The sequence below is a fragment of the Micromonospora sp. SD19 genome (assembly GCF_054462275.1).
Genome location: NZ_JBTLMN010000004.1, coordinates 143,821 through 168,375, shown reverse-complemented (window position 1 = coordinate 168,375; position 24,555 = coordinate 143,821). Strand labels below are relative to the sequence as shown.

Genomic DNA, 24,555 nt, shown 5'->3' with positions numbered 1-24,555 from the left:
CCGATGGTGCCGCCGCTGTCATACCCACGTCGTGGCCGTTGCAAGCGCGGTGTCTTGCTGGTGTCAGCGTGCCTGGCAGCCCCGGGCCGCGTCAAGGGCCGGTATTGCCCTCGCCCCGTGTTTCCCCCTGGAGAGCGACCGGCCGCCCTCGTTCCGGTCGCCGGATCCGCAGGTCGGAGCCCAGCTCAGGGCCGATCGGAGCCAACACCACCAATACGGCGGGCGGTGATCCGTGTCGGATCACCGCCCGCCGCCACGCGAATCGTGTCCCAGCTCACGAGCCGGGTACGCGTAGGTGGAACGTCAGGTCACTTGAGGGTGACCTTGGCGCCCTCGCCCTCGAGCTTGGCCTTCGCCTTGTCGGCGGTCTCCTTGTTGACCTTCTCCAGGATGGCCTTCGGCGCGGACTCGACCGCGTCCTTGGCCTCCTTGAGGCCCAGGCCGGTCAGCTCACGCACGACCTTGATGACCTGGATCTTCTTGCCACCGTCAGCCTCGAGGATGACGTCGAACTCGTCCTTCTCCTCCTCGGCCGGGGCAGCAGCGCCACCGGCGCCACCGCCGGCAGCGGCAACCGCGACCGGAGCAGCGGCGGTGACCTCGAAGGTCTCCTCGAACTGCTTCACGAACTCAGAGAGCTCGATCAGCGTCATCTCCTTGAACGCGTCGAGCAGCTCGTCGGTGCTGAGCTTCGCCATGTCTGGCGTCCTTTCCTGTTTCTGTTAAGTAAGAACTGGTGCGCCGTGGGGGCCTCAGGCCGCCTCGGCGCCCTCCTTCTCGCGCTTGTCCTGCAGTGCAGCCGCCAGACGGGCGGTCTTCGACAGCGGGGCCTGGAACAGGGCCGCGGCCTTGCTCAGGTTGCCCTTCATCGCGCCGGCCAGCTTGGCCAGCAGCACCTCGCGGGACTCCAGGTCGGCAAGCTTCGTGACCTCGGCCGCGGAAATGGCCTTGCCCTCGAAGACACCGCCCTTGATGACGAGCTTCGGGTTGGCCTTCGCGAAGTCGCGAAGCCCCTTCGCCGCCTCGACGACGTCGCCCGAAACGAAAGTCAGCGCGGTAGGACCGGTGAACAGCTCGTCGAGGCCGGTGATGCCCGCGTCCGTCGCAGCACGCTTGGCCAGCGTGTTCTTCGCGACCGTGTAGCTGGTGTCGGCGCCGAGCGAGCGCCGAAGCTGGGTGAGCTGGGAAACCGTCAGACCGCGGTACTCGGTCAGCACGGTGGCGCCCGAGCTGCGGAAGCTCTCGGTCAGCTCAGCGACGGCCGTGGCCTTGTCGGCCCGGATCGGCTTGTCCGCCATGTCCCTCCTCTCTCGTTACTCGAGGCTGGTCCCCGTCTCGGCCGAAGCCGGAACGGGGGCGGAGGCAGCACGACAACGAAAAAGCCCCGGCGCAGGGCGCACGGGGCGAGGGCCGGCAGATCATCATGGTCGGCGGACCATGTGCACTGCCGAGTTACGCTTGCCGCCCTACGCGGGTCGCCCGTTGTCGCGGGACCTTCGACCGTGCCGGAGCACGGTGACCAGCGGTCTCTGGGTGGTTCCTCATCCATGAGAACACGGATGACTGTTGAAGACTACGCGCCCGGGCCAGCAGCACCAAATCGCCCCCTGTGAGCCGCGCCACCGACGCCGGTGGCGGTCAGCCCTGGGCCCGCCGCCGCCACAGGTAGCCGCCGACGACAGCACCACTCCAGGCCAACGCCCACCCGCTCAGCCCCAGCAGTGTCAGCGCGGCGGCCTCGCCGCCGGTGGTGCGCGCCGCCGCCATGATCGGCGGAGCCAGCCAGGGGGCCACCGAACCGGTCAGGCCGAGCACCACGGCGCCGACCCCGCCGAGGGCCAACACCGCGACGCCGTACCCGGCGCCGCCCACCGATGCCCGGCTGGCCAGCGCACCAAGAGCAACAGCAGCGGGTACGACCAGCAGGTGCGCCCACAGCCCCAGCGCGAGCCCGACCGGAATCGACCGGTCCCCCGGATCGACCGGGCCGGACACCCCGCCCACCAGCCACGGGAAGAGCAACGCGACGGCCACCGTCACCAGCGCCGCCGCCGCTGCGGCGAGCAGCCCGGCCAGCCGCTCCCGCGCCACCCCGACCGTCACCTGCGCCAGCCGACGCTGCACGTCCGGCTCGACGTCCAACAGGATCTTGGTCTGCCAGGCGAGCACCGGGAAGAGCACGACAGCGGAGACGCCGTACGCCTCCGCCGGCTGGGCACGGCCACCGCCGTACAGGATGCCGAGCGTGATCAGGCCGGCGAGCAGCGGTGCCACCGCCCGGCCGGTACGCAGGAAACCGGTCAACCGCATCCGGATCAGGGCGCTCACCGGGCCTCCCCCGCCGCCGGCTCGACCGCCGCGTCGGCGGCCTCCGGCTGCCCGGTCACGCTGATCGGCGGCTCGGCGGGTGGGGCGGCGCCCGCTGCCGGGAGCGGCTCGGCGGGTCCGCCCTGGGGCACGGCGGTGGCGGCGTCGGAGCGTACCCGCAGCACCTGATGGCCCTCGGCGCGCAACCGGGCGACGGTGCCGGCGACCCGCGCGGCCGGCACCGCGACCTCGACCACGGCGATCGTCTCGTCCGTCGACGACGTCTCCTCGGCCAGCGAGCCGTCGGCCACCAACCAGCGACGCGCGGCCGGCAGCCGGACCGTCTCGCCGCGGTGGTCGCTCACCAGGACGGACCCGTCGGCGGCGAGCACCTCGGCGATCAGCTCGGGCACCAGCTCACGGGTGGTGGCATCCAGCCCCTCCCACGGCTCGTCGAGGACCAGCAGGCCCGGCGGGCGCAGCATCGCCTGGGCGAGGCCGACCTTCTGCGCGGTGCCCTTGGACAGCTCGGGCAGTCGGACCGAGCGGAAGGCGGACAGCCCGAGCCGGTCGATCCAGGAGGTCACCGCCTCGTCGGCCGCGGCCCTGCCCAGCCCCGCCACCCGGGCCATCCCGGTCAGATAGCGGGCCACCGTGAACGGTTGGTCGGCGGGGAACCGCTCCGGCACCCAGCCCACCCGCGCCGGCCGGCCGGAGACCCGGCCCCGGCCCGGACGGAGGACCCCCGCGGCCACCTGGAGCAGTGTCGACTTGCCCACCCCGTTGCGGCCCAGGACGATCGCCACCTCGCCGGGGCCGATCCGCACATCGATGCCCTGCAGCACCCACGGCCCCCGCCGGTGGTACCGCAACCAGACGTTCTCCAGCCGCATGGGCCCGAGCCTGCCACACCTCGAACGCGCCGGGGCGCCGCCACGGTCGTGGCGGCGCCCCGGTGGAGCGAACTGTCGACTCAGGCCTCGGCCTGGTCCTCCCGAAGGTTCTTCACCAGGTTCGGGTCGACCGGGACACCCGGGCCCATCGTGGTGGTCAGGATGACCTTGCGGAGGTACTTGCCCTTGGCCGCGGACGGCTTGGCGCGCAGCACCTCGTCGAGCACCGCCGCGTAGTTGTCCACCAGCTGGCCCTCGGTGAAGGAGGCCTTGCCGATGATCAGGTGCAGGTTGGAGTGCTTGTCCACCCGGAAGGTGATCTTGCCGCCCTTGATGTCCTGCACCGCCTTGGTGACGTCCATGGTCACCGTGCCGGTCTTCGGGTTCGGCATGAGACCGCGCGGGCCCAGGATCCGCGCGATCCGGCCGATCTTGGCCATCTGGTCCGGCGTGGCGATCGCCGCGTCGAAGTCGAGCCAACCACCCTGGATCCGGGCGACCAACTCGTCGGTGCCCACTTCGTCCGCACCCGCGGCGGCGGCCTCTTCGGCCTTCGCGCCGCTGGCGAACACGATCACGCGGGCGGTCTTACCGGTGCCGTGCGGCAGGTTGACCGTGCCGCGGACCATCTGGTCCGCCTTGCGGGGGTCGACGCCGAGGCGCATGGCGACCTCGACCGTGGCGTCGAACTTGACGTTGGTGGTCTCCTTGGCCAGCTTCACGGCCTCGGTGGGGGTGTAGAGCTTCGACCGGTCGATGACATCGGCGGCCTTGCGGTAGCTCTTGCTGCGCTGCATTGCTGATTACTCCTGTGGTCTCTGGCGGGCCGCTCGGCGCGAGCCCTCCCACGGTTGGGTCGACGGCCTGGGCCGACGTCAGTCGTTGACGGTGATGCCCATCGACCGGGCGGTGCCGGCGATGATCTTCTCGGCCTGCTCGATGCTGTTGGCGTTGAGGTCGGCCATCTTCTTCTCGGCGATCTCACGGAGCTGGCCGCGGCTGACCGCGCCGACCTTGTCGGACTGCGGAACGCCAGACCCCTTCTGCACACCGGCGGCCTTGAGCAGCAGCCGGGCGGCGGGCGGGGTCTTCAGCACGAACGTGAAGGACCGGTCCTCGAACACGCTGATCTCGGCGGGCACGATGTCGCCCCGCTGGGACTCGGTCTGCGCGTTGTAGGACTTGCAGAACTCCATGATGTTCACGCCGTGCTGGCCGAGCGCGGGGCCGACCGGCGGCGCCGGCGTGGCCTGGCCCGCCGGCAACTGAAGCGTGAACGTCTTGACGAGCTTCTTCTTCGGAGGCATGTCACTTCCTGGGGCTTGGAGCTGGGAAAAAGCGGCTGTCGCCGCCCTCGGGCGCGCACGGTCAGCGCGGTGCGACAGCGGCGACATTCAAGAGTAGCGCAGGCCGCAGCCCACTCGTCCGCCGAGGTCGAGCGAGAGCGCGTACGCCGACGTCGGCGGCGGGCCGGACCCGCCGCCGACGACCAGTCAGATCTTGGCGACCTGGTTGAAGTTGAGCTCCACCGGAGTCTCCCGACCGAAGATCGACACCAGCACCTTGAGCTTCTGCTGGTCGGCGTTGATCTCGCTGATCGTGGCCGGCAGCGACGCGAACGCGCCGTCGGTGACGGTGACGGAGTCGCCCACCTCGAAGTCGAGGACCTTGATCTCCGGCTTCGCCTTCTTCTGCTCGGTCTCGACGGCCGGCGCCAGCCACTTCAGCACCTCGTCGAGCGAGAGCGGAGCGGGCCGGTCAGCCCGGTCGGTGGCGCCGACGAAGCCGGTCACCCCCGGGGTGTTGCGGACACACGAGTAGGACTCGGCGGTCAGCTCCATCCGGACCAGGATGTAACCCGGGAAGACCTTCGCCTGGATCTGCGAACGCTTACCGTTCTTGACCTCGACCTCTTCCCGGGTCGGCACCTCGACCTGGTAGATGAAGTCCTCCATGTCGAGGCTCGTGATCCGAGTCTCGAGGTTGGTCTTGACCTTGTTCTCGTAGCCGGCATAAGAGTGCACCACGTACCAGTCACCCGGCGCGTAACGCAGCTTCTGCCTCAGCTCCGCGACCGGGTCGTAGTCCTCGTCCGGTGCGGGCTCGGTCGTTGGGAACTCCGGCTCGCTGGCGGCCTCAACCGACTCGTCACCAGCCGCCGTCGCGACCGTGGACTGCTCGTCCACTTCTCCGGCGGTCTCGTCGTACTCAGGCACGCTCGCTCACTTCCGTCACTATGGCTGGAGGCAGCCGGTCAGTCCGAGTTGCCAAAGACAAACAACACGACCTTGGCGAAGCCGAAGTCCAGCACACCCACGATCGTCAGCATCACCGCGACGAACGCCACCACCACGGCGGTGTAGGTCAGCAACTCCTTGCGGGTCGGCCAGATGACCTTACGCAGTTCGGCTACAACCTCGCGGAAAAACCGGGCGATGCGCCCGAAGACGCCCACCCGACCCGTTTCCGACCGGGTGGTCGGCCGGCTGTCCGCCGACTCCGCCCGGGCGCGGGACCGCGTGGCGGTGCCGCCCCGGGAAACCGGCTCGTCCGCGCCGGAGGCGTCGTCGTCGGCCACGTCGTCGACGATCTCGTCGTCCAGACGATCGTCGCCGTCGTCGTCGCGCCGCTTGTTGTCGGCCACTTCGCCCTCCGTCGCGGAATCTTGGGTCGCACGCCGAGTGGCGTACGCGGCGCTGGTCACGCCGGCCGGACCCAACCGTCCCGCGACGGGCCGCGGCCGGTGGATCAGCCGGAGGGCCCGATTGCCTCGGAACCACCCCGCCGATGCCACCACCACGGGCCGGACGCCGCCGAGCTGGCGGCGCGACCCACGGGAACGGTCAGGCCTGAGGCGCAGGGGTGACAGGACTTGAACCTGCAGCCTGCGGTTTTGGAGACCGCTGCTCTGCCAATTGAGCTACACCCCTATGCGGCAACACTCGCCCCACGCGGCCACAGACGACCGAGCAGGGGTCACTTGCCCCACGGCGGACCAGTGTACGGGTAGCCGCCCGACTTTCCCAACCGGTCTCTCCGCCACGCGTGGCGGGCTCTGTTCAGCGCGCCGACCGGATGGTTGCCCGCGCCTGTGACAGCACCTTCTCCCCCAGGCAGGTGGCGGTCACCTCCAGGCGGGTGAGACCGTCCTCGGTCACCTCACGGACCCGCGCGGTGACCTCGATCTCGGTCCCCTGGTCGTCGTCCGGGACCACCACCGGCCGGGTGAACCGCACGCCGTACTCCACCACCGCGTCCGGCGAACCGGCCCACTCGGTGACCGCCCGGCCGACCAGAGCCATGGTGAACATGCCGTGGGCGATCACCCCTGGCAGACCCACAGAGGTGGCGACCCGGTCGCTCCAGTGGATCGGGTTGAAGTCGCCCGAGGCGCCGGCGTAACGGACCAGGTCCGCACGGGTCACCCGGAACGTCTGTGCTGGCAACTCCATCTCACGCCTCCCCACGGATGACATACCTGGCCCAGACCGCCACCACGGGCTCCCCGCCGACGGTGCTCACGTCGGTGCGGGTGGTCAGGAAGCCGTGCCCACCCCGGGTGCTGACGTCCTCGATGGTGTTCGTGCAGACCAGCTCGTCGCCGGCGAACACCGGCCTGGTGTACGCGAACCGCTGGTCGCCGTGCACCAGGCGGCTGTAGTCGACACCCAGGGCCGGGTCCTCGATGATCTGGCGGCTCGCGGCCATCGTGACGATCACCGGGAAGGTCGGCGGAGCCACCACGTCGGGGTGGCCCAGCGCCTGCGCGGCCTCCGGGTCGTGGTGGGCCGGATCGGTGGCGCCGATGGCGGTGGCGAACTCGCGGATCTTTTCTCGGCCCACCTGGTAGGGGGCGGTCGGCGGATAGGTCCGGCCGACGAAGGAGGCGTCCAGAGGCATGCGGCGAACCTACACGGAAAGCCCAATCGCCGACCTGATCGGTAGGCGGCGGCGGAGCCGCACCACACCGGTCAGATCGGCGATCGGAAAGCTTCGACGGTGGCCGGCCAAAGGCCGGCCAGCGATCAGCGGGTCTCGCGGTGGACCGTGTGCCGACCGTCGCGCGGGCAGAACTTCTTCAGCTCGATGCGGTCGGGGTCGTTGCGCCGGTTCTTGCGCGTGATGTAGTTGCGCTCCTTGCACTCCACACACGCCAAAGTGATCTTCGGCCGGACATCGGTAGCCTTCGCCACGGCGGAGTGCCTTCCTCGCTAACGGAAACAACTACGACGCGCCAGCCTAGACGCTGACAGCGCGGACATGCAAAGTGGGCGCCAGAAGCGCCCATTCTTACGACCACCGGCAACTAGCCCGGAAGACGAGAGTAGCGGTGGCCGGACTTGAACCGGCGACACAGCGATTATGAGCCGCTTGCTCTACCATCTGAGCTACACCGCTGCGATGGGTCCAGCTGAACCCTCGAGCCCCCTTACGGAATCGAACCGTAGACCTTCTCCTTACCATGGAGACGCTCTGCCGACTGAGCTAAGGGGGCCTGCGCGATCTCCCCGTGGGGCGCGCAGGAGTAAGAGTACACGGCCCGGCTCGACAGGTGAAATCGGATCCCCCGTGCTCGTCCGCGCCCTGCTCAGGGCACGACTCGAAGGCGCGGCAGCTCCCCGTTGGAGATCGTCTCCGGCTCGACCTGGGCACCGAACCAGGCAGCCAACCGCTCGTACGGCAGCGGCCTGCTGAACAGGAAGCCCTGCCCGATCTCACAACCGATGTCCTGGAGAAGCTCCAGGGTCAACTCGCTCTCCACCCCCTCGGCCACCACCGCCAGGCCGAACTGCTGGGAGAGAGTCACCACCGCGTTGACGATCGCCAGGTCCCCCGGATCGGTAGCCATGCCCTGCACGAAGGAGCGGTCCACCTTCACCTCGTGCACCGGCAGCCGCCGCAGGTGCGCCAGGGACGAGTCGCCGGTGCCGAAGTCGTCCACCGACAGCCGTACGCCGAGATCCCGCAGCCGTTGCAGGGTGGGGATGGGTCGGTCCGTGCCGTCCAGCACCCCCGACTCGGTGATCTCCAGGGTGAGGCGCTGCGCCGGCACCTTGTACTCGGTCAACAACTCCTGGACCCGGTCCGGGAAGTGCTGGTCGATGAGCGTACGAGCCGAGAGGTTGACCGCGATGGGCAGCGGCTGGTCGGCCAGGGCCCAGTCCCGACTGCGGCGCAGGCCCTCGCGCAGCACCACCTCGGTGAGCCGGCTCAACTGGCCGGTGTGCTCGGCCACCGCCACGAAGTCCTCCGGTGCGACGGTGCCGTGCGCCGGGTGCTCCCAGCGGGCCAGACACTCGACACCGACCAGGCGCCGGTCCCGCAGCGTCACCTTGGGCTGGAAGTAGACCTCCAGCTCGCCCTGGTCCAGTGCTCGGCGCAGGTCGCCGGCCAGGCCCAGCCGGCGCAGCGAACGGGACTCCAGCGCGGGGTTGAACAGCTGCACACTGCCCGGCACCGACTTGGCCGCGGTGGCCGCGAGGTCGACCCGAAGCAGCAGGGTCGCCGCGTCGCTGCCGTGATCCGGGTGTACGGCCACCCCGACGGCGGTGTTCACGTCGAGGGTGAGCGCGTCGAAGACCATCTCGTCGCGGATCTGGTCGCGCAGCTGGGCGGCCAACTCGAGCGCGGCCTCGGCGCTCTCCAACCGCAGCGTCACCAGGAACTCGTCCCCGCCGGCACGGCCCACCAGAGCCGACGACGGTGCGCTGGCCCGCAACCGGTTGGCGACCTCGGTGAGGACCTTGTCGCCGGCGGCGTGACCCAGGGACTCGTTGACCTGGCGCAGCCCGTCGACGTCGAAGAGCAGCAGCGCCACCACCTCGCCCGGCGCGCGGATCTTGACCGACTCGTCCAGCGCTCCGGTGATCCGTCGCCGGTTGGGCAGCCGGGTCAACGTGTCGTGGTGCGCGTCGTGCCGCAGCCGGTCGACCAGTCGCGAATTCTCCAGGGCCACGGCGGCGTGCGCGGAGACCGTCTCGAAGATGGGGATGTCACCACGGGTGAAATGACCGACATCGCTGAGCCGGTTGGCGACCTCCAGGGTGCCGATGACCGCCTGACCGGACCGGAGCGGCACCACGATGACGTCCTTGATCTTGCTGTGGCTCAGCGCCTGGCGCTCGTTCGCCTTCTCGTCGAAAGCGCGCCCCACCGCGATGGTCCGCCCCTCGTCCGACGCTCGCTGCCGAAGGGACGCCGGCGTGGGTACGACGTCCAACAGCCCCGAGTCGTCGACCCGGGCGGTGAGCAGCACCTCGGGATGGCGGCCCTGGGCGGGCAGCCACAGCGTGGCGTACTCGGCCTGCATCAGGGCCCGGACCCGACCCAGGAGCGCATCGACGAGGGTGCCGTCCTGGCCGCGCTCCCCGATAGCGCGGGTGAGGTCGTACATCGCGGCCAGCGTCCGGTGTTGCCGGAAGAACTCCGCGTAGGAGCGGTAGACCAGGACCAGTGCCGCACCGAGAGCGGCCAGCAGCACCAACGACCACCAGGTGGTGGTGACGGCGATCAGGATGATGAGACCGAGCGAGACGTTGATCGCCGCAGTGAGCAGAGCGGGACGTGCGGTGCGGAGAGAGTCCCGTCCGGCCTGCCAGCCCTGCAGGAGGGTGTGCACGCCGACGATGCCGAGAAGGCTGACCAGGATCACCGCGGTCACGGCCGCGAAGAGACTCAGCCAGGTGCCGGGGTCGTCCACCTCCTTCGACGGCGGTAGCGCCTGAAGGAGGAGGACGGCGAGAGAGGTACCGGCGGCAGCCTTGGCCACGTTGAACCAGAACTTGACAGGCGCGAACCGGTGCCGCGTCTGTGTGAGCATGGACGCCACCGTGTAGATCGCGACGACGGTCAGCGGTGGCAGCAGAAACAGCGCTAACACCAGCGGAATCTCGGTCAGGGTCATGCCGAACGACTGCCGCCGGACCACAAAGTTGAGGACCGGCATGCCCACGGCGGCCATGGCGACCAGCAACAGGAGCGCGAGGAGCCAGTCACCGAAGGGCTGGGACGACACCAGCCCCGTGACGATGGAACAGATCGCGGCGAAGAACACCAGTGGCGCGGTGATGAACCATGCACGATCCGCCGAACGACGTCGCGATCGATCACGCGGAGCCATACCGCTCCCTACGGCGCCTGCGGTTTACCGCCCTTGGCTTGGGGTGAGCTGAACGAGTCAGCGACCGCTGCCGACGATAGTGCCTTCCGGAGCGACGGTCCAGATGAGATCGATGGCCTGAGCTCCGCGAGCACTGCTGTCATAGAGGCCAGCGGGGAAGGCGACGATGGCGGCGGCAGCAAGAACAAGGAGGAGAGACCCACCGAGTCGGCCTAGCCTTCGACCAGACATGATCGCTCCTGTCGGGAGATGTACAGCGTTGATGGAGGTTCCACGATCGTGCCACAGCGCGGGCAGCCAGAGAAGTGGTGGTCGCCCGACTGGCCCCACCGTCTGTTACTTCCCGCCGTTCGGCCTACCGCCCCCAACGCACCGGGCCAGATCACGAGCCTGCAGGTCGCTTAACCGTTTCACCCAGCGCTGAATGCGACCTTCAACGCAATTCGGGTCCAGCTGTAGGCACTGCCACATCCGGTACGACGGTCACCGTCAGCAACGCTCAACAGCCCGCGACGAACGCGCGCCTCCGATCCGACCATCGACCACCATACCGGCTCTCCGCCATCCCGCCAGTACCTCGTCGGGTTCATTTCAGTTTGGTCGCCAGCAGAACGAACGCTGACCACAGGCAGGGTATGCGCAGCTAGGCGTGGAACTTTCATCGATGACGACAGATACGAAAAGCGCTGATGTGGCGAAGTCGCCATCGATGTGGGCGCCGACCTACCGCCACGCGCACCAACACTGACCACCGCGACGCCCGCACCTCGGCTTCAGTGCTTCGCCAGCGTGCGCCCACAGCGGGAGAATTCGGCGGTCAGCCGACTTTGGCCGCAGGCCGACACGGTGCCGGCTGTTGGGCCGGAGGCGGCGACATGTCCGGCCGACCGCTCGTGCGATCGGGCCCCGTGTTGACTCGTGCCGGCGACAATATCGGCGCACGGCGATGTCGCGTTGATGGCTTGCCCTCGAAGCGAAAAGACGCCCACGGCAAGGCGGCACGGAAGCAGCGAGGACTCGCGAGGCCGCCCGGAGCGCGCGGTCATCCACCGCCACATCCAACAGCGATGGACAGCACGGACAGCCGTCCCGCCCGGAACGCGGTCAGATGCTCGGTCGTCAGTTGGTACGACATGGGTGGATCACTCGTCTTCCAGCGATCGACGTGCACGAAACAGCCGTGCCAACTGCCGTAGCCGATCATCTCGAAATCAGGGAAGGCCGGATCCGTTGCTGGAGCGCCGACAACGAGCCCTGGTCCGGACACGCGGGCGACGACGTTGTCGTCCGGAGGGCCGACGAAGATCGCGACTGCGGCGCGCTGCTCGGCGGGTGCTGTACCAGGATCGATGTAGTCGTGCACCCGCTCGTAACCGCGCACGCTGATCTGAGACACATAGCCTTGCGCCTCAGTCGCAGGGGCGTCTCTCACCTTGAGCACGCCGAAACAGCAGGCGGCAACGGCGACAACTGACAGCAGCCAGATACGCCAGCGTCGCGAACGAACCTTGACGTGTGTGTCAGTGGCATCGTCGGGTCCAGGCACGACGACACAGTAGGCCGGCCGACCCGCGCATGGGTGGGGCTCAAGGTCAACAACGCCGAACGGACGGGCAATCCCGCGCCGTTCCCGGACCAGTAGTTGCAGGGCCGGCCGGTCACCAGCGGGCAGCCGGCGCGAGCAGGCTTTTCGGACAGCACAGCCGGCTGAGCGCACTCCTCCAACCTGAGGCGGGATCACCGACAAGGCGGGGCACCTCCGCTCGGGGAACGTCAGCTATGCCAACGGAGGCGAAGAGACCATCACCTGCCCCGAGCTGGCCCCCGGCGCCCGAGTCGATTTGCTTGAGGCTGGCCCGGCCCACCTCGGTCAACGCCTTCAACCAGTCGTCAACTGCTGGACTCGGCCGGACCAACGACAACGGCCCCCGATCAGCATCTCTGCTGGTCAGGGGCCGTGTCTGCACCTGGTGGCGGGTAGAGGATTCGAACCTCTGAAGCTTTCGCGACGGATTTACAGGGCGTCCGCGATCTTGGCCAGGACAGCAGCATTGACCTGCTGTTTCTTGGTGCCATGCACCCGCCGGACTCTGGCCCGCCCACCATCTGCCCACGCCCACAGTCATTCAAGTAGCCACCGGATCCAACCTACGACGACGACCAGGATGGCGACTCCCCAGACCACGTTCCGGCCCGTGGCTTCGAAGAACATGTATGCGATCTGCGCTACCAGGAAGATCGCACTGAACAGCAGGTCGACGAGGAGCAGCACAAGCGTCAGTGCCAGACGCATCAGGAACCAGATGAACCCGAGTCCACACCACTTGTCGATCGTCGAATCGTCGTAGGCCCAGCGTGTCAACACGAAGGGCTTGTAGAACGAGGATTCCCAGCCCTGGCTCCACTTTGTGCCGGCCTTGACCCAGAACGAGTCGCCGCCTTCCTTCACCGTTGCCTGATCCACTCGCTTGAACTGGACCTTCTTGACCGCGCCGCCGGTGACGTCGATCAAGACTTGACCGTCCTTCACCTCGATGGTGGTGGTCCCGTTCACGACGACCGTGAGCTGGTCGCGGCCAGTCTGAACCTTGAACACCTTGTCAAACCCGGTCTTGCCCTTCTTCCGATCACGAAGTAGCACGTAGATCGTGCTTCCGTCGCGCGGCGGCAGGGAGTACTCGGCGCCGATCGAGAACTCGCCGATCGGGGTGATGAAGCTCGTCTCACCCTCGACGGCAACACCATCGGGTCCAACTGTCAGCGATACCGGTAGCAGCACGGGCTTGTAGCGGACTTTGCCCTCGGTCTCTGGATCGCAGCCGGTGAGCGCCAGAAGCAGGAGCACGAGCGTCACCCACACTGCGCGGTCTCGGGCCGATTGCGGTTGAGCAGTCCGCGGGCCTGACGGTCTACGAGATGGCGGCACCCGCCTGATGGCGAGACCTGCCTTCAATGTGCACGCCCGCATGACCCACACGGCCCGACGCCAAGGCAGCTACAGCAAGTCGCCACATGGTTACGAGTGTCTCCCAGGCGGTCAAGCCACCCTAGGTGGCGACGCACGGTTTGCGAGGCCAGCTCCTTACGCTCGGACGCCCATCCGGCCAAGTTCTCGACGTGCACGTGCATCAGCTCGACCAGCCGGGCGGGACCGGAACCGCCCACACCGTCTGCCGGCCGCTCTACAGGAGGGAGCGCCGCCCGAGGGCTCCCATCATGGTCAGGGGCGAGCCGGGCGGGCAGACAAATATGCCGAGGGCGGGACAGGAACGAGCCAAAAGCCGACATTGAAGTCAAAGTTACTTAATGAAAGTCTTGATGAAATCCATAATGTCAACTTTCCCGAATAGCACAAGAGCCACAATCGATACAGCGAGACCGCCTTGGATTAGGAATTGTAGAGATGCAGCACCCGGTTGCCCGTACTTCAAGAGGAAGGCCTCGATTCGTCGAGGCGCAACACGCTCGCACCGCTCTGCCGGCTGACCCTGCTCGTCGAAGGCTTTCCACTCACGAGACACCTTGTCATAAAAGCTACGCGAGGGTGTATCGACCATCAGAGCTAGCAAGTAGCTCGAATTGCGCACAAGCCTCTTAGGCATTGTATTGTTGTCCAGGGATTCTCGGCTTGCTAGGAAACGGAGCAAGTCTTCAGCCCCGGCGCGCAGTACTACCGACGGAGCGAAGGTAGCATCTTTTGAAACCGATCGCTCGAGCTTCGCGCTTGCCTTAACGACATAGCGTGCCAGCACAAATATCTCCTCACGCACCACGCCAAGGGGGTCGTACGGGGAGGACCCAAAGCGTTCGCGCCGCTTACTATTTAGCTTGCCAACCTGCGAAACCACCATGAATTCCGGAAATCTCGACGTCAGCCTATTTGCAAGCAGCACGGATATTTCGAAGGCTACGACGGCGTACACGAAAATAAGATCATTATCGGCGAACCCTGCTGGGGGGTCCTTGAAGCTGCTCGTAAATACAGCAAGATTCAGGAAGGAGACTAGTCCAGCGCCAGCCAACATGAATGTCATCACAACGACAACGCAGTCCGTGGCAGCCATGCGACACAACCTGCCAGAGTCGCGCTGCCATTCATTTCCGGCACTGCTACTGAATTCGGCGCAAACCCTGTCGGCCGTCCAATAATTACTGGCCTTCAAGGTAAAGTTGGGGTGCATGATGAGGGCCAGGAAGACGAACACCCAGGGGAAGAATTTGCCTCGAATATCCCCAAATTGGGCAGCGATTATCTTGTCCGCCAGGATCGTTGACCCTGCCAATGAGCCCGTATAGAGAACGCGCCAGAGGGTGGATCCGATAATCAGTTCACGCTTAACCTTCGTAGGGATATTTGTGAATACGAGTGGCACGTCGGCTGGATATTTCAGATACCTCTTCATATTCGCGAAGTAGTAGACACGTGCGAAAAACAGCGCTGGCAAGGAGCAGATCATGATCACTAGGGGCGTGGCGACAGCTAGGGCTAGCGAATAAAGGAGTGACTTCAGGGTGAACTCCTACCAGGAAGGCCAACTGCGGCAGCGAGTGAGGGCTGGATTTGGGCCACGCGCGACCAGCGAGTACCACCGCTCCTCTTGCGATAGCCAAATCGTTGAAACTAACGCCTCGCGGCGGCGTAGACCCCAAAGCGGACCCGCCCTGCCGCAAGAAGGGCAGCGAGACTCGACACATCAGTCGAAATATTGACGAATCCTCCGGAACCCAGCGACCACCGCTGTCCGCGCCTCGCCCGCGAGGAAGGCATGCACAACTCTCAGCCGGCGTGTGGTTTCCCGCCACACCAGCGATGTTGGCAGAACGATTCAACATCAGCCGAGAGCCTCGCCGATCTTGTCGTTCATGGTGTCGTCGCCGCCGTCGATGCAGTTGGCGTAGACGCGGAGCAGAACGGCGACGCCGTGGCCCAGGCGCCGGGCAACCTCGGTCGGCGGGACGCCGGCATTCAGCCAGAGCGAGGCCGCCGCGTGCCGTAGGTCGTAGGGCCGACGGACGAGCGGGGAGGCCACCTGCGATTCGGTCAGCGCCTTCTCGCGGGCGAGCTTCCACCACCGGTCGTAGACCGACTCCGACAGCGGCCCACCGTGCAGGCCCCGGAAGAACCGACCGTCCGGGCTGACGCCGTGATTCTCGACGTGCGCGCTCAGCAGCTCGACGAGCCGGGGCGGGATCGGGACCGTGCGAGTCTCGGCCCTCCCCCGGTGCTTGAGTCCGCGCCGCTCGTGGGAGCCACCATCATCGGTCCAGTGCGACCCGGCGCGCGGCGAAGTGCCGGCGAGCACCAGGCGGCCCCAGCGATGTTCGACCTTCTCGTGGTCGCAGGACCGGGAAGGCTTCACCGCCGCCAGGTCGTCGAAGTCGGCCCCGCAGTCAGCGCACCGGCCGGCAAGGTCGCAGTCCTCTCGCCGGAGGTCCGCGGCTTCCGAGGGACGCATCCCTGCGTAGTAGAGACAGCCGAAGAACGCGGTGACCTTGTCGGCGCGTTTGCCGAGAGATTTCACCGCCTCCAGCAGCGTGGCGACCTGGGCTGGGTTCGCCACCACTCGCCGGTCGATGGACTGGGCGACCTCAGGCGCGGTCCACTGGACCCGGTCGACCGGGTTGGAGGCGATCAGTTCCAGCTCGACGGCGTACCCGAGCACGTTGTAGAAGGTGGCCCGCTTCCGCTGGACGGTGGAGGCAGCCGCGGGCTTGCCGTCGAGGCGTACGCAGAGGCTGTCGAGGACGCGGCGGACCATCGCGGGCGAGTCCAGTTCTACGACCGGGAGCGACGCCGTTTCCAGCCAGGCGAGCGCCGCCGCGTGGTCGGCCGGGATCTCGTCGGACCAGCGGCGCGGGTTGAGGCCGTAGAGGTACAGCGCCTCACGGAGCAGCGCGTCAGCCGGTCGGCCCCGCTTCGCTGGGCGGGTCAGGGTCACCGTGATGGAGGTCAACGCTTCGACGATCGACCGCCGGGTCTTGGCCGCCGCCCGGGGCCACTTCATCTCGACGTACGCGCGGCTGTGCGCGTACCAGGTGGTGGGGTTCTTGGTTCTGGCCTCGGAAACCGGGCGGCCGGTGGCCGGGTCGAAGGGCTCCCCCGCGTTGGCCGCCTGGACCAGCTCGGCGCGGAACGAGTGCGCCAGGGCTTTGGTACGGAACAAGTCCTCAAAGCGTTGGCCGCTCACCGCCCAGCGGACCCGCCACGGCCGCGCCTTCCGGTCAGCGCGCTTGCCGATTTCCCAGATCTGGACCTCGTAGCTCTTCATGCCGCGTCCTGCTCCAGGTCGCCGAGCCACCGACCGAGTGCCGACCGGCGGACCCGAAGCTGCCCGTTCGGGAGCTTGATCACCCGTGGTCCCTTGCCGGTCTGCCGCCAGTAGAACCAGGTCGAGCGCGGGACGCGCAGCTCGGCGAGCACTTCCGGCACGGTCAACAACTCCTCGTTCACTGCGTTTCCTCCCCGTCGTGCTGTGCGCTGTGCGGAGTTGCCGAAAGATCTGAAGACCCCTGCGCGGCCCGGTCTTTGGCTGAGAGCAGTTCGGACCGCCAGCGGGCCCGTTCGCTGATCGAGCGCATGAGCCGGTGGGTCATCGGGCCGACGTCCGGGTCGTCGGGTCGGGCGAGTTCCCAGGCGTGGCGGACCCGTTCGGTGGTGTCGCCCTGGTCGTCGATGAGCTGCGTGCCGTCGGTGGTGACGCCGAGCAGTGCCCGTACCCAGGCCCGCGCGTCGTGCTTGTGGTCGGCGAGGGTCTTGCCGGACCAGTCGCGGGAGATGAGGATGCGCCGGCCGCCGATGCCGAGGGTGTCGCGCTGGTGGACCTTGCCCTTGCAGCGGCCGGGCTTGAGCTTGGCGTGCGCCTTCTTGGGCTGGACGCCGTAGAGCAGCCAGTTGGCGCACCGCTCGGTGCACGGGGTCAGCTGGAGTTGCCGCCAGAGCCGGTCGAGGTGCTTGCGTTGCCGTTCGGTGGTCGCCTTGTGGCAGTCGCCGGTGTGCTTGGTGATGTATTTCGTGACGTACCGGATGGTCCGTTCGGCGTCCTCGGTGCCGGGCATGACGCCGCGGGCGTCGACCTGGGCGCCGAAGCGCACGACGTGCACCGGTTCCGCGTCCGGGTCGTCGTCGATGGCGTCGAGGGCTTCCGTCCAGGTGGTCAGCGGGTCGCGGGAGTCGGGGTCGACCCATGTCGCCGCTTGCTCGTCCCAGACCGGGAGGCGGTCGAGGGTGTAGCGCTGGACGTCGACCGAGGGGCACCACACCTGGTGATAGGTCGCCGCCGCCACGGTGCGGAGGACGTCCCGAGGGATGGTGCCCCGAATGGCGAAATGCGCGTGTGGGGCGAGACGGCGTTGCGGCTCGACGCAGCCGGCGTACTGGACGTTCCAGCCCTCGCACCGCCGGAGGTTCTGCCAGAACCGGTCGAGGAGCCGGGGGAAGTGCACGGCGTCCCAGGCAGCGCGGCGGTAGTCGTACCTGGCCGGGTTGACCGGGGTGCCGTCCGGGCGGACCGGGCCGTACGAGTCGAGGGTGAGCGTCAGCCACATCGACGGTTGGTAGGTGGAACCGTCCGGGGCTGTGTAGGTCTTACCGACGGTGCGGCGCTCGACCTTACGCCGAGGCAGTTCGGGGGCATCCTGTCGCCGCTTGGTGGAGCGCTTGCGCCGTGGGCCGGGCTCGTCGTCCTGGTCCTCGTCGCCGCTGGCGTGAGGTGGTCCGACGCGCCCGCGCAGGCCCTCAGCGGCGATGGCTTCCTCCACCTCGCGGATGGCCTCGTCGAGGTCGGTCACCTGGTCCCACTGCGCGGCGCGTACGGCCTCGTCGCGCGAGAACTCCAGGTGTGCGCGGAACAGGATCAGCGACTTCTGCGCCTCAGTGGCGGGTTCCGGGCCGGGTAGCGGCTCGTCGTCGCGGTGCCAGCCCTCGCGGATCTGGGCTTGCCGTAGCCGGCGGTTCTTCTTGGCGCACGGCGGGCACTTGTCCTCGCGGGTCGCGCCGCAGGGCAGGTCGATGACTTCGGTCAGTCCGGTGTCGAGGTCGGTCCGGCGCATGGCGAGCGGGCGAACGCAGACGCCGTACTCGATGGCGATGTCCTTGAGCACGTCGATCGAGCGGGGCAGCGCCATGCGGGCCGCCCGCGACCCCGGTCGAGGAGCAACCGGGGTCGGGGCGGGTTCGAGACCGGGCAGGGTTGGAGCCGTCATCGGATGATCCCGACGACCTGGGGCCGGTTGTGCTGGACAACGCCGACCGGGGGCAGCACCGCAACTGATGCCGGCGGCATCACCGGAGCAGGCGGCGCGGGTTCGACCAGCTGCGGCTCGTCGTACCAATCGCCCTGTGGCTGATCGGGCTCGGGAGCCGGCGGGACGGTGGGTGCGCTGGACAGGACAACCTTCACCAGGGCGAGGAAGGCCAGCGACGGCACCGCCGCGACGATCCAGCCCCAGACGGACGGTTCGGCTTCGGCGACCTGGGCGGCGAGGGAAAGCAGCGCGAACGCGATCAGAAGGACGCCGACCAGGCCGACGGGTCGACCAGTCCCACGGCGGGCACGGATCTCCAGGCCGAGGTAGATGGCCATCAGCTCGACCGCTACGGCGTTAGCCCAGCCGATCCAGTCGGGCTGGCCGTGGGCGACGGTCAGGTCGTGGACGTGGGTGAAGGCGGCGGCGCCGGCCATGGTGCCGATGGCGAGCAGGATCAGCACCCGTACACCGGACTCGGCGCGTTCGCGGATCATCGGCCGCTGCCGTTGTCACGGATGGTCAGGGTGATGGAGATCTGTTGGCCGTTGAGGTCGCGGCGGCGGTTGACCATGTGCGCCAGGCCGTGCAGGGCGCCGGCGAGTCGGTCCGGGGATCCGTTGAGTTCGATGTGCAGCGGCTTGAGGCGGTGGGTGCCGAGGAAGAAGCTCTTGAGGGACATCGGTTACCTCCGGGCCGGGGCGACGCGGGTACGGATGTGGTCGGGTGGTTCGCCGAGAGATGCCACCGCTTCGGAGAGGCAGCGCCACAGCGCCCACGCCTCGTCGGGGGTCAGGTACATGCGGCGCCGGCCGCCGCCGACGGCGAGATAGACCGGGTACGCATCGGGCCGGGCGGGGTCGACGCGGACGGAGACGGCCGTGCTGGTGGCGCCGTCGGTGCCGGGTGCGCGGAGCCGGTAGAAGGTTCGGCCATCGGTCGGTGCGGTCACCGCGGCTCACCCCCGTCGGTGTCCCGGTCGAGGATGTTCAGCAGCGAGTCGGGCAGCAGTGGCCCGCGACGCTGCCGGGGCAGGGGTCGCCGGGTCGGTTCGGTGGCGGTTTCCCGGCCGACCTGGGCGAGGATGTCCGCCGCGTCGGCCGGCGCCGGGTACTCGGCGGCCAGCTCCCGGATGTGGTCGTCGGAGATGTAGGAGAAGCGGACCCGGGCCGGCTCTGGAGTGCCGTCAAGGATCACGTAGCCGACGCCCTTCGCCCAGCGCGGCATCTGGTCGGCGAGGGCACCCCGGTTGCGGGCACCGTCACCCAACACGAGGTCGACCTGCGCCGCCTCGGTCAGGCCGAGCGCGATCCGGGTCGGAAACAGGTCCCGGAACGGCAGTACCTCCTTGCGGGGGTCCTGCAACGCGGCCACCACCAGGACACCGACGCCGGCACCCTGCGACAGCAGCAGCCCGAGGGAGCCGGCGATGCGCTTACGCAGGTCAACGTCCTGGAGGTACGCGGTCAGTGCCGCCATCTCGTCGATGACGACCACGACCAGGGGGTCAGCCAGGGTTGGCGTGTGCACCCGCACCGCGCCGGCAAGCCGGGTCTGCCGCTCCCGCATCACCGTCACGGCCTCGTCGAGCAGGTCGGCCATGGCCTCGAACGACTTGCAGGCGAACCGCGCGAACAGCGGCCGACCCATCGCGAACTCCATGCCGCCCTTGGGATCGATCACCCAGAGCCGGACCAACCCGGAAGAGATCCCACCGGCCAGAACCCGGACCAACGACCACAGCACCGAGCCCTTCCCCGAGCGGGTGGCACCCCCGATGAGGACATGCGTGGCGAGCAGGTGCAGGCACCAGTGCCGCAGGTCTTCCCGCCGAGCCAGGGGCAACGCGGTGAAGTCGGGCACCGACGGGACGTCAAAGGGGTCAACCAGGGTGCGCAGCGCATCCGTACGGACCACCACCAGGTAGACCACCGACGGCCGGTCCCGGAACCGCAGCCGGTCCACCGCGCCCAAGACCAGCGCCCAGTAGCCCGACCGGATCGGCGGGTCATCGGGGCGCTCGGAGTAGACGCGGGCGTGCCGCCGGCCGAAGGCGTACGCCAGGTTCGCCGTTGCCTTCTGGAACTCCTCCGGTGTCTGGCCGCGAACCATGCGGATGGTCAGCACGTCGAGCGCCTGATCCGAGCGGACCCGCAGCAGCTCCGGCAGGACCGTGCGGTGGTCGTACACCTTGGCCAGGCCGCAGAGGGTCATTGCCTCGCGCCAGGCCCGCCGGTAGACGAAGAGCTGACGGAATCGGCCGAGGATCGGGCCGGCGCACCAGGTCCACCAGGACGACTCGTGCCGCCACCGCCACAGCGCCGACACGGCAGCGGCCAGGACGACGGGCACGATCACGCCGGTCCGGCCGAACTCGTGGTAGAGGCTCACCCCGGCCACGACCAGGGCGACGGCGACCGGGTGGCGAAGACACCACCACAGGCCCCGCCACATCCACCGCAGTACCAGGCCGAGTGCGATCAGCCAGACCGGCAGCTCCAGCCTGCGCGGGCGGATCACCATCAGGTCCCCGGCGGTGGTCATCACGACCTCGCCACGCGGCCGGCGCATCATCGCCCACCCGCCACGACGGGCCGCCGCAGGACGGCAGGCATACGCTTGGACATGTCACTACCTCTCTCGACAGAGCAGGGGAAAGAGACAGAGGGCGGGGCTGCCGTCCGCCAAGACCTGACAGCCCCGCCCCCACCAGATGCGGCTACTGCGCCGCCTTCGTCGCCACGCCCGCCGGGGCACGCATCCCGGTTGCCCGCAGCGAATACGCCATCCGACCGTTGTTGCCCACGTACGGGGTGACGGTCATGCCGTCGAACTCCACCGCCTCGAACAGGCCACCCGTCGGCGGCACCGGCTGGTAGTCCGCTGAGATCTTCACCGTCGTCTCCCGCGACCGCTTCCCCAGCTCCGGATCCAGGTCCATCACCCGGACCTGCCACACCCGCTGGCCGGTCAGCTTGTCCTTCGCCGGGCTACGCCGGCCGGTCTTCTCGTCGTAGTCCTCGACCTCGCCCAGAGACTCGGGCACCAACGCGCACCCCGCCGGGAACACGTCCTCACACCGCACCGCGAACCTCGTGCCGCCACGCAGAGCCATCGCTCAACCTCCAACTTGTTAACTTGTCTGCCAAGTTGGATCCAACGTAGACGGCACTTGGCAGACAAGTCAACAACCGAACCGTCGGGCGCAGTGGCAGGCCAAGGGGCAGGCCAAGGAGGGGGGTAGGGCCCTGTCCGCAGAGTTTGGACATGCGGAACGAGCTGCAACTGTCAAAAGAATGACTAGCCCGACGCCAGCGGGCGCTCTGACGCGCCGGCAAATTGTCCAGTAGTGCGGCCACGAAAAGCAATTGCCGGAACTATGGATAATTGCAGGCATTCACCTTGGCCGGAGCAACTCGGCCACAAGCGCTAGAGCCATCCATGTGCAGCTATCCATGCAGGTCAAGAGCACCTAAACGGGCCTCAAACCACTCTGCAACCTCATCCATAATAACACGGATGAGGTTATTCCTTAGTGATCGTATCATCCTGACCCGACGCCAAGACAGCCCACGAGAGTTTGAGTGAAAAGAGCGATCAAGCGAGCGAAAAGCGTCGTTTACCGTTTACGTCAAGCCACGAGAGGAGGTAGGAATAATGGAGCTCGACGTTGCGCTGCGGATCTCCCGCAAGGTGATCGTCAAGGTCACGGTCGTCGTCACGATCGTGATCGTCACCGGTGCCAGTTGGCCGATCTGAGGACCTAGGAGGGTGGGGTGGGGCCTCGTGACCCCACCCGCTCACCACCTACAGGGTGGTCGGTGAGCCATGAGCGAGTTTGGGTACTGGCATGGCATGTCAGACCAGCCTCCGAAGAAGTCCTTCGATCGTCCGCAAGAACGCCCCGACGGTCTCGATGACGTGACCGTCGAGGCGCTGGGTGAGTTGAGTAAGGCGTTGGAGACGATCCATCGGGTGCGCGGTCACCTGTATTCCGCGCACCAGCTGGTCGGCGGCGCGGATCTCACCCTTGACCGGGTCGTGAAGCTACTCCGCGAAGCTGGACACGACGAGATGGCCGACCGGATCGAGCACGAGCTGTTGGGGCGCAACGTGCTACCCGGTCGGTGGACGTTCCAGATCGTGGAGGAGTTCGACGACGGCTACTACGCCGCGTTCCAGGAGATCGAGCGGGACGCGCGAGAGAAGCTAGCCGGCGGTCGGCGGCACATCTTCGAGGCGGAGATGAAGGAGCGGCGGCGTACCCACGGGATGCCGGGGCACGAGGCTACGCCGTAGCGCTGCCGCCGAAGCCGTTCGGGATCATCGAGGCCAGGGCGTTGGCTCGGGCCTCGATGATCCTCATTCGTGCCAGGTACTCGGCTGGTTCCCGGTGCGCGGCCTGGCTGGTGACCTGGCCGGGCCACTTGCGGTAAAGCAGGCCGTACTCCCGGGTGAAGTAGCCCGCGCTGACCGCATTGGCCGCGAGCAGCAGGCCGGTGTCCTCGGAGGCGGGCAGCGCCATCCAGCCGCCCAGGGCGAAGACGAGATCCCTGCGCAGGCACAGGGTCGCCGGGTGCACCGAGGCCCGGTAGTCGTTGGCCTTCCAGAACGTCAGGACCGAACCGCGGTCGATGACTCCGCCGGCTGGGTCCTTGTCCCATCCGGCGGTCGATCCGTCGGGCAGCAGGTCGAGTACCCGCGAGGTGGTCCAGCCGATCTGCGGGTGCGCGTCGAACGCGGCGATGTCCCGGGCGAGCGCGCCGGGGGTCAGCTGGTCGTCGGCGTCCAGGACCTTGATGAGTTCCCCGCACACTCGGGAAAGAGCGAGGGTACGGGCAACACCAGGCCCACCGGGACGGCCGGTGCCCAGACTGATCCGGGGATCGTCGGGCAGCTGGTCGACCAGGGCGCCGGTCTGCCCGTCCTCCTGGACGAGCCATTCCCAGTCCCAGCCGTCAGGCATCTCCTGCTTGGCCAACGACTCGTAGGCGCCAGGCAGGTGCTCGATGCTGGGCGCGTGGACCGGGGTGATGACCGAGACGAGCTGCGTCAAGTTTTCCACCGCTGGAGTCTGTGGGAGTAGACAAGCTCGGTGCGGTCACCCGGCATCACCACATCGGCGACCTCGACGACCCGGCCCGTGGTGTCGGTCGAAGTCTTCCGCACGGTGAGCACGGAGACGCCCGGGTCGATGTCCAGCAACTCAGCCTCATCCGGCGACGGCGGACGCGCCCGGATCTCGTCGTCGATTCGGTCCAGCTCGATGCCCAGCGTGTAGAGCTGGTGCTGCGTGCCGCCCGGCCACGGTTCCTTGCCCGCGTCGAGCAGGTCCGGGTTTGCGGCCACCAGGTCATAGGGCAGGTAGGAGTACGACACGGTCAGCGGCGCGTTCTCGTGCCGGGATGACGTCCAGTAGACCCGGCGCAGCAGCGAAGTGCCCGGCTCAACCTGCAAGGCCGCCGCCATCTCCGCATCAGCCTCCACCCGCGAATACTCGGCGTGGAACTTCAGGTCATCGACGGTCAGGCCGGTGTCGTGCTCGGTGGCGCCAGTCTTCAGCCGCTCGTCCTCGTCGAGCAGGACGCGATCCTTCTCCCACTGGTACCGCTCGGTGTTGCGACGGCGTACCCGCTGGCGGGGTGCCCGCACGTAGGTGCCGCGCCCCTGCTCCGCACGGACCAGGCCCCATTCCCGGAGCTGGCGGATGGCGTTGCGGACGCTCGTGCGCGACAGGCCCGAGGTGTCGGCCAACTCGGTCTCGCTGGGCATCAGGGTGCCGGGGGCCAGTTCGCCGCTCACAATCTTCGCCCGCAACTCTTCCGCGAGTTGCAGGTAGCGAGGGCGCCAGTCCCGGCCTTGCACACCGGTCACCGTACCCCCTAGACGTTCCAACGTCTGCCAGGTGGTCCCGCCGGCGGGCCGCTCAGGAACCGGCGGTACGGCTACCGCTGCGCGCGGTGGCCGCGCAGCGCGCAAGCCAGAAGTACG

Annotated in this window: 26 protein-coding genes and 3 tRNA genes; 1 reads left to right on the top strand and 28 read right to left on the bottom strand. The window is 67.8% G+C overall.

All coding sequences use genetic code 11. The features are described 5' to 3' along the window. Positions 1-308: 308 nt before the first annotated feature. The 26 genes from rplL to ACX27O_RS16240 all read right to left on the bottom strand — a co-directional run bounded on the left by rplL (position 309) and on the right by ACX27O_RS16240 (position 21,679). Complete coding sequence (gene rplL, locus ACX27O_RS16365; protein WP_030329874.1) at positions 309-698, bottom strand: 50S ribosomal protein L7/L12; 390 nt, start codon at positions 696-698, stop codon at positions 309-311. Between the two features lie 54 nt (positions 699-752). Further along, on the bottom strand, positions 753-1,298 hold the full coding sequence (rplJ, locus tag ACX27O_RS16360; protein ID WP_030329872.1) for a 50S ribosomal protein L10: 546 nt from the start codon (positions 1,296-1,298) through the stop codon (positions 753-755). A gap of 340 nt (positions 1,299-1,638) precedes the next feature. Continuing rightward, the gene (locus ACX27O_RS16355) at positions 1,639-2,328 is read right to left on the bottom strand and encodes a hypothetical protein (protein ID WP_210864749.1); all 690 of its coding nucleotides are present in this window, start codon (positions 2,326-2,328) and stop codon (positions 1,639-1,641) included. After that, the gene (locus ACX27O_RS16350) at positions 2,325-3,200 is read right to left on the bottom strand and encodes an ABC transporter ATP-binding protein (RefSeq protein ID WP_036411012.1); all 876 of its coding nucleotides are present in this window, start codon (positions 3,198-3,200) and stop codon (positions 2,325-2,327) included. Before ACX27O_RS16350 ends, ACX27O_RS16355 begins: the two co-directional genes overlap by 4 nt. Before the next feature lie 80 nt (positions 3,201-3,280). Next, entirely contained in the window at positions 3,281-3,997 is a 717-nt protein-coding gene (gene rplA / locus ACX27O_RS16345; RefSeq protein ID WP_030329866.1) for a 50S ribosomal protein L1, read from the bottom strand. A gap of 78 nt (positions 3,998-4,075) precedes the next feature. Further along, positions 4,076-4,507, bottom strand: a complete 432-nt coding sequence (rplK, locus tag ACX27O_RS16340; RefSeq protein ID WP_030329864.1) for a 50S ribosomal protein L11 — start codon at positions 4,505-4,507, stop codon at positions 4,076-4,078. Between the two features lie 186 nt (positions 4,508-4,693). Beyond that, entirely contained in the window at positions 4,694-5,416 is a 723-nt protein-coding gene (gene nusG, locus ACX27O_RS16335; protein ID WP_030329862.1) for a transcription termination/antitermination protein NusG, read from the bottom strand. A 38-nt stretch (positions 5,417-5,454) separates the two neighbouring features. Then, positions 5,455-5,844 carry a preprotein translocase subunit SecE gene (gene secE, locus ACX27O_RS16330; protein WP_030329860.1) on the bottom strand — a complete coding sequence of 130 codons (390 nt, stop codon included), beginning with the start codon at positions 5,842-5,844 and terminating at the stop codon, positions 5,455-5,457. A gap of 213 nt (positions 5,845-6,057) precedes the next feature. Further along, positions 6,058-6,130: transfer RNA gene (locus ACX27O_RS16325), tRNA-Trp, on the bottom strand. Between the two features lie 129 nt (positions 6,131-6,259). Continuing rightward, a complete protein-coding gene (locus ACX27O_RS16320) occupies positions 6,260-6,652 on the bottom strand; it encodes a MaoC family dehydratase (RefSeq protein ID WP_030329858.1) in 393 nt (130 codons plus the stop codon). A gap of 1 nt (position 6,653) precedes the next feature. Then, positions 6,654-7,100 carry a MaoC family dehydratase N-terminal domain-containing protein gene (locus ACX27O_RS16315; protein WP_030329856.1) on the bottom strand — a complete coding sequence of 149 codons (447 nt, stop codon included), beginning with the start codon at positions 7,098-7,100 and terminating at the stop codon, positions 6,654-6,656. A 125-nt stretch (positions 7,101-7,225) separates the two neighbouring features. Further along, complete coding sequence (gene rpmG / locus ACX27O_RS16310; protein WP_007073056.1) at positions 7,226-7,393, bottom strand: 50S ribosomal protein L33; 168 nt, start codon at positions 7,391-7,393, stop codon at positions 7,226-7,228. Positions 7,394-7,525: 132 nt separating this feature from the next. After that, positions 7,526-7,598, bottom strand: a tRNA-Met gene (locus tag ACX27O_RS16305). A 24-nt stretch (positions 7,599-7,622) separates the two neighbouring features. Continuing rightward, positions 7,623-7,695: transfer RNA gene (locus ACX27O_RS16300), tRNA-Thr, on the bottom strand. A gap of 93 nt (positions 7,696-7,788) precedes the next feature. Beyond that, entirely contained in the window at positions 7,789-10,320 is a 2,532-nt protein-coding gene (locus ACX27O_RS16295; protein ID WP_030329854.1) for a putative bifunctional diguanylate cyclase/phosphodiesterase, read from the bottom strand. 1,042 nt (positions 10,321-11,362) lie between these two features. Further along, positions 11,363-11,866: a hypothetical protein gene (locus ACX27O_RS16290; protein WP_210857644.1), complete on the bottom strand. Its 504-nt coding sequence runs from the start codon at positions 11,864-11,866 to the stop codon at positions 11,363-11,365. 576 nt (positions 11,867-12,442) lie between these two features. Next, positions 12,443-13,174, bottom strand: a complete 732-nt coding sequence (locus tag ACX27O_RS16285; RefSeq protein WP_458939709.1) for a hypothetical protein — start codon at positions 13,172-13,174, stop codon at positions 12,443-12,445. A 445-nt stretch (positions 13,175-13,619) separates the two neighbouring features. Next, complete coding sequence (locus ACX27O_RS16280; RefSeq protein WP_458939708.1) at positions 13,620-14,765, bottom strand: hypothetical protein; 1,146 nt, start codon at positions 14,763-14,765, stop codon at positions 13,620-13,622. Positions 14,766-15,152: 387 nt separating this feature from the next. Next, positions 15,153-16,589 carry a tyrosine-type recombinase/integrase gene (locus ACX27O_RS16275; protein WP_458939707.1) on the bottom strand — a complete coding sequence of 479 codons (1,437 nt, stop codon included), beginning with the start codon at positions 16,587-16,589 and terminating at the stop codon, positions 15,153-15,155. Next, the gene (locus ACX27O_RS16270; protein WP_030329852.1) at positions 16,586-16,771 is read right to left on the bottom strand and encodes a helix-turn-helix transcriptional regulator; all 186 of its coding nucleotides are present in this window, start codon (positions 16,769-16,771) and stop codon (positions 16,586-16,588) included. The genes ACX27O_RS16275 and ACX27O_RS16270 overlap by 4 nt, the downstream gene beginning before the upstream one ends. Then, positions 16,768-18,522 carry a replication initiator gene (locus ACX27O_RS16265; RefSeq protein ID WP_458939706.1) on the bottom strand — a complete coding sequence of 585 codons (1,755 nt, stop codon included), beginning with the start codon at positions 18,520-18,522 and terminating at the stop codon, positions 16,768-16,770. The genes ACX27O_RS16270 and ACX27O_RS16265 overlap by 4 nt, the downstream gene beginning before the upstream one ends. After that, complete coding sequence (locus ACX27O_RS16260) at positions 18,519-19,061, bottom strand: DUF2637 domain-containing protein (RefSeq protein ID WP_458939705.1); 543 nt, start codon at positions 19,059-19,061, stop codon at positions 18,519-18,521. Before ACX27O_RS16260 ends, ACX27O_RS16265 begins: the two co-directional genes overlap by 4 nt. Beyond that, entirely contained in the window at positions 19,058-19,246 is a 189-nt protein-coding gene (locus tag ACX27O_RS16255; RefSeq protein WP_210923555.1) for a hypothetical protein, read from the bottom strand. The genes ACX27O_RS16260 and ACX27O_RS16255 overlap by 4 nt, the downstream gene beginning before the upstream one ends. Before the next feature lie 3 nt (positions 19,247-19,249). After that, positions 19,250-19,516, bottom strand: a complete 267-nt coding sequence (locus ACX27O_RS16250) for a hypothetical protein (protein WP_121676974.1) — start codon at positions 19,514-19,516, stop codon at positions 19,250-19,252. Further along, positions 19,513-21,108 carry an FtsK/SpoIIIE domain-containing protein gene (locus ACX27O_RS16245; protein WP_458939704.1) on the bottom strand — a complete coding sequence of 532 codons (1,596 nt, stop codon included), beginning with the start codon at positions 21,106-21,108 and terminating at the stop codon, positions 19,513-19,515. The genes ACX27O_RS16250 and ACX27O_RS16245 overlap by 4 nt, the downstream gene beginning before the upstream one ends. A 175-nt stretch (positions 21,109-21,283) precedes the next feature. Continuing rightward, positions 21,284-21,679 carry a transcriptional regulator gene (locus ACX27O_RS16240; RefSeq protein ID WP_091402451.1) on the bottom strand — a complete coding sequence of 132 codons (396 nt, stop codon included), beginning with the start codon at positions 21,677-21,679 and terminating at the stop codon, positions 21,284-21,286. 740 nt (positions 21,680-22,419) lie between these two features. Here ACX27O_RS16240 and ACX27O_RS16235 point away from each other — a divergent pair. Beyond that, positions 22,420-22,863, top strand: a complete 444-nt coding sequence (locus ACX27O_RS16235; protein ID WP_458939703.1) for a hypothetical protein — start codon at positions 22,420-22,422, stop codon at positions 22,861-22,863. On the opposite strand, the gene ACX27O_RS16230 is transcribed toward ACX27O_RS16235, so the two are convergent. Together ACX27O_RS16230 and ACX27O_RS16225 are read right to left on the bottom strand one after the other, a co-directional pair. After that, positions 22,853-23,629 (bottom strand): glycosyltransferase family 2 protein, encoded by a 777-nt coding sequence (locus ACX27O_RS16230; protein ID WP_458939702.1) that lies wholly within the window; start codon positions 23,627-23,629, stop codon positions 22,853-22,855. The genes ACX27O_RS16235 and ACX27O_RS16230 overlap by 11 nt on opposite strands. Next, on the bottom strand, positions 23,617-24,438 hold the full coding sequence (locus ACX27O_RS16225; RefSeq protein WP_458939701.1) for a GntR family transcriptional regulator: 822 nt from the start codon (positions 24,436-24,438) through the stop codon (positions 23,617-23,619). The genes ACX27O_RS16230 and ACX27O_RS16225 overlap by 13 nt, the downstream gene beginning before the upstream one ends. Positions 24,439-24,555 lie beyond the last annotated feature (117 nt).